This is a genomic window from Streptococcus infantis, from assembly GCF_047464715.1.
GTDB lineage: Bacteria > Bacillota > Bacilli > Lactobacillales > Streptococcaceae > Streptococcus > Streptococcus infantis_S.
In genome coordinates this window covers 36,785-48,443 of record NZ_JASHBJ010000008.1, presented here as the reverse complement: position 1 = coordinate 48,443, position 11,659 = coordinate 36,785, and the positions used below count along the sequence as shown (strand labels likewise).

The following is an 11,659-nucleotide window of genomic DNA, read 5'->3' as shown; positions in this document are numbered from 1 at the left end:
AATCAGGCGGTTAGAGGTTCGACTCCTCTAGGGTGCATTAAACATTTAACTCGGGAAGTAGCTCAGCTTGGTAGAGTACTTGGTTTGGGACCAAGGTGTCGCAGGTTCGAATCCTGTCTTCCCGATTAGTCAATACTTAAATTGAGGCAGTTGCCTTTTTTTTTATTTTTATATTTGATTTTTATCATTATTATCTGTAAATTCATATTGCACTTTCTTAAATGTTTCGTTACCTTTTTATGTCAAAACTAATAAATAAGTAAAGAATTATCTTATCGATAGTTCTTTTTTTTAAAATTTGATATCCTAGATATATGAAAAGAATTAAAATTGATGTTGTAGTTGTCCCTTTAAGTGGACATTTGTATCCAACAATGAATTTATTAATACCTTTACTTAATAACCCTCGATATGAGATTCGTTTATTCACTGGTCTTCAAAAAAAAGCCGTTGCTGATGCTGCAGGTTTTAATGTAGTTCCAATATTAGAAAATCACATAGAGGATTTTGAACGTGCCGCAAATAATGATCAGCAATTAGGAATTATATCAGCCTATCATCAACTTTCAGCAAGTATTGATTTAATTAATCTAGTTTCAGATCAATTATTGGAAGAGTGGCAAAAAAATCGCCCTGATATCGTCATTGCTGATTTTATAACCTTGTCTGGAGGTTTAGTAGCTAATCAACTTGGCATTCCGTGGATATCAACTATGGCGACCCAGTTTGCGATTGAAACGACAGATGGTCCTCCTTGTTTCTTTGGTGGACTGGGAAGTCCCAAGAATCGTTGGAAAGTTTCAGTACAATTTTTAGGTAGAAAAGCAACTCGGTTAGTGAAACGGATTGTATCTTTTTCGTTTCGTGATAGCTTAAAAAGATATAATTTTAAATTGTATAATCAACTAGGTCATGAGACCATTTATTCTCCCTATTCTATTCTAGGTATTGGAATGAAAGAGGTAGAGTTAAAAAAGGGATTCCCAGAACACTACAAGTGGGTAGGGCCCTCTGGTGCTTCAGTTGAGGCAGGAGAGGATTATCCTTTAGATTTGTCTCCTTTTATGGAGCGAAAGAAAGTTTTGATGACTTGTGGGACACAACTAGCTTGGGCCAAAGAAAATCTTATTTATCAAGCTACGCAACTTGCAAAAGCTCATCCTGATTGTCACTTTTTTGTAACTCGTGGTGTAGGTGGAGAGTCCTTCCAATGTGAAAGTCTCATGGAGAACCTTTCCGTAGTTTCTTATCTCCCCTATAAGGAGTACATTCCCCAGATGGATTACGTGATTCATCACGGGGGGGCTGGGATTTTTTATCAATGTATCATTTATGGCAAACCAGCTTTGATTTTGCCTCATGATTATGACCAATTTGATTATGCCGTTCGTGGGGTGGAAGCGGGTGTTGCTTTTACAGCTAAAAGAGATAATAGCAAGGTAATTGGACAAGCCTTTGATAGTTTATTAGCTAAAGAGGATTGGTCCGAATTAGAGATTTTACGCCAAGCTGCACATTCTTACCATCCGACGGAAATTTTAGAGAGTGAAATCCATCGTCTGCTAGCGGATAAGGAGAAAGAAAAATGAAAACAGTTTTAGTAACTGGAGCGACAGGTTTCTTGGGTAAATATGTCGTAAAAGAATTAGTCGAGCATGGCTATCAGGTTCGAGCTTTTGGTAGAAACAGTAAGGTTGGTCGCTCTTTAGAGAATTCTTCGGTTAGCTATTTTCAGGGTGATTTGACCAAAGCTGATGATGTGCTAGAGGCTTGCAAGGGGATGGATCTGGTCGTTCATGCGGGAGCACTGTCAACAGTTTGGGGGCCTTGGGAAGATTTTTATCAGGTTAATGTTTTAGGAACCAAATATGTTCTCGAGGCATGTCGCCAAACAGGTATTCAACGTATAGTCTATGTATCCTCACCAAGCGTCTATGCTGCTCCTAAGGATCAGTTGGCTATCAAAGAAAGTGATGCTCCGGAGGAAAATAATCTCAATAATTATATCCGTAGCAAATTGGCTTCGGAGAGACTCTTTAAGGATTATCCAGATGTTCCGAGTATTATCTTGAGACCTCGGGGACTGTTTGGGATTGGAGATACTAGCATCTTGCCACGGGTGATCAATCTTAGTCAAAAAATTGGTATTCCTTTAATTGGAGATGGGCGTCAGCTCATGGACATGACTTGCGTGGAAAATGTTGCTCTGGCAATCCGTTTGGCCATAGAAGCTCCAGAAGCCAAAGGTGAGGTTTATAACATTACTAATGGTGAACCGAGGGCTTTTAGAGATTTGTTAGAGGAAAGTTTGACAGGTCTGGGTTATCCAATCAAATATAGAAAAATTCCAGCATCTCTCTTATCAGGAATTGCAAGTAGTTTAGAATTTCTATACAAGACCTTGAACCTTAAAGGGGAGCCACCTCTAACTCGATATACCTATTATCTGCTCCGCTATAGTCAAACGCTGGATATTAGCAAGGCTATGAGGGAATTGGGGTATCATCCGAAAATTAGTATTTCAGAAGGGATTGAACAATATGTCCAAGATTATCGAAAGCATTGAGTATTTCTCAGCGGGATACTGTACTAGTTATGCTGGTTTGCTTTTTAAGGGTGTCAAAAATAGAAAGATGACTTTCCCAGCAGGCGTCTTTTTGATCAAACATAGGGATAAGGGCTATGTACTTTATGATACTGGCTATCACTACGATATTAAGACCAAGTTACGATATGCTTTATATCGCTTGGGGACGCCCGTTCAAATGACGGAGCAGGATCAGATTTCGCATTTGCTGAAGGCTAAAGGAATTAAACCAGAAGAAATTAATTTTGTCCTGCTGTCTCATCTACATCCAGATCATTTAGGAGGGGCTAGCTTCTTTCCGAACGCAAGCTTTATCCTAACCCAGGAAGTGTATGATGTTTACAAGAAACCAAAACTAAAAGATTTAATTTTTAAAGAATTTTTGCCGAGTGACTTCGAGGAAAGATTGACAGTCATCAAGGCAGATCGGCAAAACTCCAACTTCAATTATCGTTTCACCAATGATCTTTTTGGAGACGGAAGTATCCTGGTAGCTTCTATTGATGGGCATGCCAAGGGCCAAGCCTGTCTCTTTATTCCAGATTATCATCTCTTTATCGCAGCGGATCTTTGTTGGGGAATTGACCTCTTACCCTATACGAAACAGATGCATCTGATTCCTTCCTTGATTCAAGATAGTAAGACTGACTATGTCAAAGGAACAGAGTTGCTGGAAGAGGTGTTAAATGATGGTATAGAAGCGCTTGTCAGCCATGACCCTATAGAAAGGATTGAGCGAATTTTGTATGAAAAAAATAACCTTTCTTAAAACATTTATTCAAACTCGTTGGCTTCATAATTTTAAATCTCGAGAAGCCTTAGAAAACTATCAGAAAAAGCAACTAGATGTCTATATGGAATTTCTAAAACATGAGTCACCTTATTTTAAAAATGGTGTACCCAGTGATTTTGATCATATGGATAAAGCATTTATGATGACGCATTTCAATGAGCTTAATACTCAAGGTGTGGATAGAGATGAGGCCTTGGCTTTGGCTATTGAAAGTGAAAAGACCAGGAATTTTACAGAGCTAAAGGGAGAAATAGCTGTTGGGCTGTCTTCTGGAACATCTGGACATCGGGGACTTTTTATCACAACTGAAAAAGAACGAAGTATGTGGGCGGCGGCTATCTTGGCAAAGATGTTGCCCAAAGGTCACCTTTTTGGACATCGTATAGCCTTTTTTTTGAGAGCTGATAATGAATTGTATCAGACCATCAATACGGCGCTCATTCGTTTAGAGTACTTTGATATTTTCAAGAATACAGATGAGCATATCGAGCGTCTCAACAATTATCAACCGACCTTCTTGGTGGCGCCTGCTTCTATGTTGATTGAATTGAGTAAGCGTCTAAAAGCTGGAGAGCTAAAGATTCATCCACAAAAAATCGTTTCGGTAGCTGAAATCTTGGAAGATAGTGACAGAGAACGGATTTCTGAGGCTTTTGCATTACCAGTTATTGACCAGGTCTATCAAGCAACAGAAGGTTTTCTAGCTTGTACTTGTTCGGCTGGGAATCTGCATCTTAATGAAGACATCATCTTTGTGGAAAAGCACTACTTGGATGACCGACGTTTTTATCCAGTCATTACTGATTTTAAGCGGAGCAGTCAGCCTGTTTATCGCTATCAGCTCAACGATATCTTGGTTGAAAATCCTGAACCTTGTCCTTGTGGATCTCATTATACAAGGATTGACAAGGTTGAAGGGCGTTCTGATGATATCTTCTACTTTGAAGGACTGGATGGAGGTCAGGTAACGATTTATCCTGACTTTATCAGACGTTGCATTCTCTTTGTGGAGAATGTCGGAGATTACCAAGTCAAACAACATTCTGATGAGTTAGTGGAGGTTTGTCTGAGTCGAAGGGACGAGCAGTTGGAAACAGCAATTACAGAGCAGTTCCAAGTCTTGGCTCAACAAAAAGAGTTTAAAGCACCTGAAATCCGATTTTCAGATTATCACTGGGATACAAGTCGTAAGCTCAAGCGTATCCAACGTTTATGAAAGGACAAAAGATTATGACAGAAGTAAAAAGACATGTAGAAATTGCAGGCTATGGAGTTTGCCTCCCAAAAAACACAGTGCAATTTAAAGACCAAACGCGTTATCGTGTCGTAGAAAATGAAGAAACACAGCTAGATTTGGCAGAAGCAGCTATCCAAGCTGCGCTTGACAATGCAAACTTAAGTGTTAAAGACATTGATTGCCTTGTATCAGCTAGTGCGGTTGGTGTTCAACCTATTCCGTGTACAGCTGCTTTGATTCATGAGCGCGTGGCAAAAGGGCTCTCTATCCCAGCCATGGATATCAATACGACTTGTACAAGTTTTATCTCTGCTCTATCAACGATGTCATATTTGATTGAAGCTGGAGAATACCACCGTGTTTTGATTGTTTCCAGTGAAGTCGGTAGCTTGGGTCTCAATCCAAAGCAAAAAGAAAGTTATGAACTCTTTGGTGATGGGGCGGCAGCCTTTATTTTCCAAGCAAGTGACAAGGATAAGGGAGTGATAGCAAGCCTTCAACGTACTTGGTCAGAAGGAGCTCACGATACTGAAATCCGTGGAGGCCTGACTTCTTATCAACCAAAAGAGTACTCTGAAGAAACGAAGACCAATTTCATGTTTGATATGAAAGGGAAGAAAATCCTCTTGCTTTCTGCTCGTGTCATTCCAGAAATGTTCCAAGAATTCCAAGAGAAATCTGGTATTTCTAAAGATGCTGTAAACTATATTATTCCACACCAAGCTAGCCGAGCATTACCACTTGTTATGGATAAACTAGGAGTTAGCAAAGACAAGTATCTCAATATTGTCAGTGAGTATGGGAATATGGTTTCCGTTGCGGTACCTTTTGGCTTGGCCTATGCACTTGAACATGGCCATGTGAAGGAAGGAGATACTATCTTCTTGATGGGAACTGCAGCTGGTATGACGGTTAATATGTTGGCGTTGAAATTGTAAAACGAGAGCAGGCACGTGTAAGTTGCCTGCTTTTTAAATGATTTTATAGGTAGAACTATCAGCCTATACAGAAAAAGCTTGCTAAGTTTTATGAAACTAAGTATACTAGAAGGTAATAAGCGTTTTCGGATAGTATATGAAGGAGTATACTTAGAAATTAAGAGGGAGATATGGGGACAAGAAAATTTCGATTATTGATGTCCAAGTATGGCTTTAGTATTGCGATTATCCTGATAGAATTATTTGTTATTTTTGGCATTATTCTTTACATGAGTCAGATTGCTCCGCTTGTTTGGGTTTCCCTTGTATTTCTGGTTAGCGTGGCAACTGTTATAGCGATTGTCAATCGCTCCATGTCTCCTGAGAGCAAGGTGACTTGGTTGATTGTGACCTTTGTGCCGGTGTTTGGTCCACTGCTTTATCTCATGTTCGGTGAAAGAAGGCTATCAAAAAAAGAACTGAAACAACTCCAGGAATTGAATTCTATTGCATTTCATGAGAATAATGGGCGCCAACTCCATCTGCAGCTACAGGAGACAGATAAATCAGCTTATGGAATTATCAATGCCTTGCTACATATGGATAGTAATGCAGAAGTCTATGACCAGACAGATTCACAATTTTTCGCAAGTGGCGAGGAAATGTGGCAACAGATGCTGAAGGATCTTAAAAGAGCTGAAAAGTTTATTTTTCTTGAATACTATATTGTCGAAGAGGGCTTGATGTGGGATAGCATGCTCGAAATTCTCGAAGAAAAAGCTGCTCAGGGTGTTGAAGTCAAGATGCTCTATGACGATATTGGTTGTATGGTGACTTTGCCTGGGGATTATACTGTTTATTTGCGGTCTAAAGGAATTGATGCTCATAAGTTTAATAAGGTGATTCCTCGTATGACAGTGGCCTATAACAACCGTGACCACCGTAAAATCTTGGTCATTGATGGGCAGATTTCCTACACTGGTGGGATCAACCTCGCAGACGAATATATCAATCATATTGAACGTTTTGGACACTGGAAAGATAGTGGAATTCGGATAGATGGTCCGGCGACTCAAGCCTTTACCAGACTATTTCTCATGAACTGGTACATCAACCGTGGGGAAATCAGTGACTTTGATCAGTATCATTTGGAAAATCAGACACGGTCTGGTAGTGGTCTTTGTATCCCATACGGTAGTGGACCGAAACCAATCTACCAGATGAAGGTGGGTAAAATTGTCTATCAAAAACTGATTAATCAAGCAGAGGATTTTGTTTATATCACAACGCCTTATCTCATTATCGATTATGATTTAACAGAGGATATAAAGAATGCGGCGATGCGAGGTGTAGATGTGAGAATAGTCACACCCCATATACCGGATAAGAAACTCATTCAACTTGTAACACGGGGAGCTTATCCAGATCTTTTATCTGCGGGTGTTCGCATTTTTGAATACACACCTGGTTTTATCCATAGTAAGCAAATGATTGTTGATGATCGATTTGCGGCTGTGGGTACGATTAACTTGGATTATCGTAGCTTGGTCCATCACTATGAAAATGCAGTACTACTCTACAAAACAGAGTCAATCGCGGATATTCGCAAAGATTTTGAAGAAATTTTTGAACAATCTCAAGAAATCTTCTCGGATACCATAAATCCTACATGGTATCAAATGATGATTAAAGAAGTAACACAGTTATTTGCACCTATGCTTTAATTGAAAGAGACGGTTTTTCGTCTCTTTTTCTGTAAGCAGTTTCCTTGACATCTTATTTATTTTTCGTTATCATATGTCCATATAATATATGGGAGTCTGTGTACAGTCTGAGAGGAAGTGTTAAACTTCGACCGCACCTGATCTGGGTAATGCCAGCGTAGGGAACGATACTTGGCCTAATTTTGCACCTTTTTCATATATGAAAGAGGTTTTTCTTTTTTTCAAAGAAAAACTGTAACTTAGAAGGAGGTTTTAATGAAAGCAAGCATTGCTTTACAAGTCCTACCCCTGTCACAAGGGATTGACCGCATAGCTGTTATTGATCAAGTCATTGCTTATCTGCAAGCTCAAGGAGTGACTATGGTAGTGACACCCTTTGAAACGGTCTTAGAGGGAGACTTTGATCAACTCATGCGCATTCTCAAAGAAGCATTAGAAGTGGCAGGTCAAGGGGCAGACAATGTTTTTGCCAATGTGAAAATAAATGTAGGAGAGATTTTAAGCATCGATGAGAAACTTGAAAAATATAATGAGACGGCACATTAGTCTGCTAGGATTTTTGGGTGTCTTATCTCTTTGGCAGGTAGCGGGTTTGTTAAAACTCTTACCAAAGTTTATCTTGCCGACACCACTTGAAATCCTTCAGTCTTTTGTTCGTGACAGAGAATTTCTCTGGTACCACAGCTGGGCAACCTTGAGAGTAGCCTTGTTAGGTTTGGTCTTGGGTGTCTTGATAGCCTGTATCATGGCCGTCCTTATGGATAGTCTGGGCTGGTTAAATGACCTGATTTACCCAATGATGGTGGTTGTCCAGACCATACCGACCATTGCCATAGCGCCTATTCTGGTTTTGTGGCTTGGTTATGGAATCTTGCCCAAGATTGTCTTGATTATCTTGACGACAACTTTTCCTATCATCGTCAGTATTTTGGATGGATTTAGGCATTGTGACAAGGACATGCTGACCTTGTTTAGTTTGATGCGAGCAAATCCTTGGCAAATCCTTTGGCATTTTAAAATCCCTGTCAGCCTGCCCTACTTTTATGCAGGATTGAGGGTCAGTGTCTCCTACGCCTTTATCACAACAGTTGTATCTGAGTGGTTGGGAGGCTTTGAAGGACTTGGTGTCTACATGATTCAGTCCAAGAAACTGTTTCAGTATGATACCATGTTTGCGATTATTATTCTGGTATCGCTTATCAGCCTTCTGGGTATGAAATTAGTCGATATTAGTGAGAAATATGTGATTAAATGGAAACGTGCTTAAAATAGAGCGTTTTGGAAAAAGAAAAGAGGAAATAAAAATGAAGAAAACATGGAAAGTGTTTTTAACGATTGTAACAGCTCTTCTAGCTGTCGTGCTTGTGGCTTGTGGCCAAGGAACTGCTTCTAAGGACAACAAAGAAGCAGAACTCAAGAAGATTGACTTTATCCTAGACTGGACGCCAAATACTAACCACACAGGGCTTTATGTTGCTAAGGAAAAAGGTTATTTCAAAGAAGCTGGAGTGGATGTTGATTTGAAATTGCCGCCTGAAGAAAGCTCGTCTGACTTGGTGATTAATGGCAAGGCACCATTTGCTATCTATTTCCAAGACTACATGGCTAAAAAATTGGAAAAAGGTGCAGGAATTACTGCCGTTGCCGCTATCGTTGAACACAACACATCAGGGATTATCTCTCGTAAGTCTGACAATATCAATAGTCCAAAAGACTTGGTTGGCAAGAAATACGGAACTTGGAATGACCCAACTGAACTTGCGATGTTGAAAACCTTGGTAGAATCTCAAGGTGGAGACTTTGAGAAGGTCGAAAAAGTACCAAACAACGACTCAAACTCTATCACACCGATTGCCAATGGCGTTTTTGATGCTGCTTGGATTTACTACGGTTGGGATGGAATTCTTGCTAAATCGCAAGGTGTGGATGCCAACTTTATGTACTTGAAGGACTATGTCAAAGAGTTTGACTACTACTCACCAGTTATCATCGCTAACAACGATTATCTGAAAGACAACAAAGAAGAAGCTCGCAAAGTCATCCAAGCCATCAAAAAAGGCTACCAATATGCCATGGAGCACCCAGAAGAAGCAGCCGATATCCTCATCAAGAATGCACCTGAACTCAAGGATAAACGTGACTTTGTCATCGAATCTCAGAAATACTTGTCAAAAGAATACGCAAGCGACAAGGACAAATGGGGACAATTTGATGCTGACCGCTGGAATGCCTTCTACAAATGGGATAAGGAAAATGGAATCCTCAAGGAAGACTTGACTGACAAAGGTTTCACTAACGAATTTGTAAAATAATGACAGAAATTAGACTAGAACACGTAAGCTACGCCTACGATGATGAAAAGATCTTAGAGGATATTAACCTACAGGTGACTTCAGGTGAAGTTGTCTCTATCCTAGGCCCCAGTGGTGTAGGAAAGACAACCCTCTTTAACCTGATTGCAGGCATTTTAGAAGTCCAGTCAGGACGAATCATTCTTGATGGAGAGGAAAATCCTAAGGGGCGCGTGAGCTATATGCTACAAAAGGATCTGCTTTTGGAACATAAGACGGTGCTAGGAAATATCATCTTGCCCCTCTTAATTCAAAAGGTGGATAAGGCAGAAGCTATTGCCAAAGCAGATGAAATTCTTGCTACCTTTCAGTTGACGGCTGTAAGGGATAAGTACCCTCATGAACTCAGTGGTGGGATGCGCCAGCGTGTGGCTTTACTTCGTACCTATCTTTTCGGACATAAGCTTTTTCTTCTAGACGAGGCATTTAGTGCCTTGGATGAGATGACCAAAATGGAACTTCATGCCTGGTATCTTGATATTCATAAACAGCTAGGCCTGACGACACTTATCATCACCCATAGTATCGAGGAGGCCCTTAACCTTAGTGATCGGATTTATATCTTGAAAAATCGACCGGGACAGATTGTTGCTGAAATCAAACTTGATTGGTCTGAAACTGAAGATAAGGAAGTTCAAAAAATTGCCTATAAACGTCAGATATTAGAAGAGTTGGGCTTAAATAATTAGAAATATAGGGAGTTGGTGAAGTTTATACTTTGCCAGCTCTCTTTTGTCTATAAATGGAAATTCTGATAGATAAAAAGTGATATAATTGACCTATGGTGTTATGATTATGAAGGCCAGCAGTTTGATACAATTGATGAAGCTATGGAAGCTAAAGTTTTTGATGGAAAAAGTTTAGTGGATATATGGGAGGATATTTTTCCACAAGTATCATAAAATCAAAATATGGTCACATTTTATTTCAATAGATGATGGAAAGGCCCTAAATAATGTTAAATAATGAACTAAATGACTATCACAAAACAAACTCATCCGATGAAATAGATGAACCCATTTTTTCGGAGTCTAATCTTGAAGGGTACAGTGATTTTTACAAAGATAGTGAAGATTCAAAAGTTTGGTGGATTTATAAAATAGGTGTTATAGGAGAGTTTCTGTTCAGCTTTGATAAGAAAAAAATTTATAATCTTTTTCTTGACTATCCTCACAATATGACTGAAGAAGAAGTTAAAATTTTTGATAGCGAAAATCCTTTCTGGAGAGATTTTTTCTCTCAGTGAAAGAATATGAACTATAGTAGAAAAAACTGTGAGAAATTCACACTACAAAAAAGCTTCGGTATACCATTAATGATACCGAAGTTTTATTTTTCTAGACTTTACGAAATATTTCTTAGATTTGATGATAAATAACATACTTTCAAAGGATTTGAAAGCTAGCTGTAACTTCTTTATTATAACATAATTGTAGGATAGAAAATGAAATGGGAATTGCTTGCTATCGGTAGCTATTTTTAAAACTCAGTATTTTCAAGGATTGAGCCCTAAAAGTTTGACTTATAGAGTTGTAAATGATAGTATAGTCAAAGATAGTCAAAGTTTAAGAAGGAGGTAGCAAGCTATGAAATTTAAAAATACATCGGATCATATTGAAGCCTATATCAAGGCGATTTTAGAACAATCTGGTATCGTAGAATTGCAACGTAGCCAGCTAGCGGATACCTTTCAAGTCGTACCTAGCCAGATTAATTATGTGATTAAAACTCGTTTTACAGAGAGTAGAGGGTATCTAGTTGAGAGTAAGCGAGGAGGTGGGGGCTATATTCGTATAGGTCGAATTGAATTCTCCAACCACCATGATATGCTCCGTGATTTGTTGTATTCAGTGGGTGATGAGGTAAACCAAGTCATCTTTGAAGACGTCTTAAGACTCTTAGTCGAACAAGAACTCTTGACCCGCCAAGAAATGAGTCTGTTAGTAGCAACGGCCTCAGATCGTGTTTTGGGCGAGGAAGCTGATTATATTCGTGCGAATATGCTTCGTCAGATATTGCATGAAGTAGATAGAAAAGGAAAATAAAATTT

12 protein-coding genes, 1 tRNA gene and 1 riboswitch are annotated in these 11,659 nt (G+C 39.3%); all 13 genes read left to right on the top strand.

Annotation, left to right across the window (positions count from 1 at the left end; translation table 11 throughout):
• Positions 1-51 precede the first annotated feature (51 nt).
• The 13 genes from QM419_RS08850 (at position 52) to QM419_RS08790 (ending at position 11,654) form a co-directional block, all read left to right on the top strand.
• A tRNA-Pro gene (locus QM419_RS08850) sits at positions 52-125 on the top strand.
• Positions 126-314: 189 nt separating this feature from the next.
• Complete coding sequence (locus tag QM419_RS08845; RefSeq protein WP_414278531.1) at positions 315-1,589, top strand: glycosyltransferase; 1,275 nt, start codon at positions 315-317, stop codon at positions 1,587-1,589.
• Positions 1,586-2,566, top strand: a complete 981-nt coding sequence (locus QM419_RS08840) for an NAD-dependent epimerase/dehydratase family protein (RefSeq protein WP_414278530.1) — start codon at positions 1,586-1,588, stop codon at positions 2,564-2,566. Before QM419_RS08845 ends, QM419_RS08840 begins: the two co-directional genes overlap by 4 nt.
• A complete protein-coding gene (locus QM419_RS08835) occupies positions 2,541-3,356 on the top strand; it encodes an MBL fold metallo-hydrolase (RefSeq protein WP_414278529.1) in 816 nt (271 codons plus the stop codon). The genes QM419_RS08840 and QM419_RS08835 overlap by 26 nt, the downstream gene beginning before the upstream one ends.
• Positions 3,334-4,596 carry a F390 synthetase-related protein gene (locus QM419_RS08830; protein ID WP_414278528.1) on the top strand — a complete coding sequence of 421 codons (1,263 nt, stop codon included), beginning with the start codon at positions 3,334-3,336 and terminating at the stop codon, positions 4,594-4,596. The genes QM419_RS08835 and QM419_RS08830 overlap by 23 nt, the downstream gene beginning before the upstream one ends.
• Positions 4,597-4,610: 14 nt before the next feature.
• Positions 4,611-5,555, top strand: a complete 945-nt coding sequence (locus QM419_RS08825) for a 3-oxoacyl-[acyl-carrier-protein] synthase III C-terminal domain-containing protein (RefSeq protein WP_414278527.1) — start codon at positions 4,611-4,613, stop codon at positions 5,553-5,555.
• A 170-nt stretch (positions 5,556-5,725) separates the two neighbouring features.
• Positions 5,726-7,258, top strand: coding sequence for a cardiolipin synthase (gene cls, locus QM419_RS08820; protein ID WP_254727426.1), 1,533 nt, complete (start codon positions 5,726-5,728; stop codon positions 7,256-7,258).
• A 78-nt stretch (positions 7,259-7,336) separates the two neighbouring features.
• Positions 7,337-7,439: riboswitch (TPP riboswitch) on the top strand.
• A 74-nt stretch (positions 7,440-7,513) separates the two neighbouring features.
• Complete coding sequence (locus QM419_RS08815; RefSeq protein ID WP_178895554.1) at positions 7,514-7,804, top strand: MTH1187 family thiamine-binding protein; 291 nt, start codon at positions 7,514-7,516, stop codon at positions 7,802-7,804.
• The gene (locus QM419_RS08810; protein ID WP_414278526.1) at positions 7,767-8,525 is read left to right on the top strand and encodes an ABC transporter permease; all 759 of its coding nucleotides are present in this window, start codon (positions 7,767-7,769) and stop codon (positions 8,523-8,525) included. The genes QM419_RS08815 and QM419_RS08810 overlap by 38 nt, the downstream gene beginning before the upstream one ends.
• A gap of 37 nt (positions 8,526-8,562) precedes the next feature.
• Positions 8,563-9,570 carry an ABC transporter substrate-binding protein gene (locus tag QM419_RS08805; protein ID WP_414278525.1) on the top strand — a complete coding sequence of 336 codons (1,008 nt, stop codon included), beginning with the start codon at positions 8,563-8,565 and terminating at the stop codon, positions 9,568-9,570.
• Complete coding sequence (locus tag QM419_RS08800) at positions 9,570-10,298, top strand: ABC transporter ATP-binding protein (protein ID WP_414254637.1); 729 nt, start codon at positions 9,570-9,572, stop codon at positions 10,296-10,298. The genes QM419_RS08805 and QM419_RS08800 overlap by 1 nt, the downstream gene beginning before the upstream one ends.
• A gap of 263 nt (positions 10,299-10,561) precedes the next feature.
• Complete coding sequence (locus QM419_RS08795) at positions 10,562-10,855, top strand: hypothetical protein (RefSeq protein WP_414278533.1); 294 nt, start codon at positions 10,562-10,564, stop codon at positions 10,853-10,855.
• Positions 10,856-11,195: 340 nt separating this feature from the next.
• The gene (locus QM419_RS08790) at positions 11,196-11,654 is read left to right on the top strand and encodes a CtsR family transcriptional regulator (RefSeq protein WP_414278524.1); all 459 of its coding nucleotides are present in this window, start codon (positions 11,196-11,198) and stop codon (positions 11,652-11,654) included.
• The last annotated feature ends 5 nt before the right edge of the window (positions 11,655-11,659 follow it).

Coding starts and splice junctions, on each gene's coding strand:
- QM419_RS08845 (WP_414278531.1), top strand. CDS start 315: ATGAAAAGAATTAAAATTGATGTTGTAGTTGTCCCTTTAAGTGGACAT.
- QM419_RS08840 (WP_414278530.1), top strand. CDS start 1,586: ATGAAAACAGTTTTAGTAACTGGAGCGACAGGTTTCTTGGGTAAATAT.
- QM419_RS08835 (WP_414278529.1), top strand. CDS start 2,541: ATGTCCAAGATTATCGAAAGCATTGAGTATTTCTCAGCGGGATACTGT.
- QM419_RS08830 (WP_414278528.1), top strand. CDS start 3,334: ATGAAAAAAATAACCTTTCTTAAAACATTTATTCAAACTCGTTGGCTT.
- QM419_RS08825 (WP_414278527.1), top strand. CDS start 4,611: ATGACAGAAGTAAAAAGACATGTAGAAATTGCAGGCTATGGAGTTTGC.
- cls (WP_254727426.1), top strand. CDS start 5,726: ATGGGGACAAGAAAATTTCGATTATTGATGTCCAAGTATGGCTTTAGT.
- QM419_RS08815 (WP_178895554.1), top strand. CDS start 7,514: ATGAAAGCAAGCATTGCTTTACAAGTCCTACCCCTGTCACAAGGGATT.
- QM419_RS08810 (WP_414278526.1), top strand. CDS start 7,767: ATGAGAAACTTGAAAAATATAATGAGACGGCACATTAGTCTGCTAGGA.
- QM419_RS08805 (WP_414278525.1), top strand. CDS start 8,563: ATGAAGAAAACATGGAAAGTGTTTTTAACGATTGTAACAGCTCTTCTA.
- QM419_RS08800 (WP_414254637.1), top strand. CDS start 9,570: ATGACAGAAATTAGACTAGAACACGTAAGCTACGCCTACGATGATGAA.
- QM419_RS08790 (WP_414278524.1), top strand. CDS start 11,196: ATGAAATTTAAAAATACATCGGATCATATTGAAGCCTATATCAAGGCG.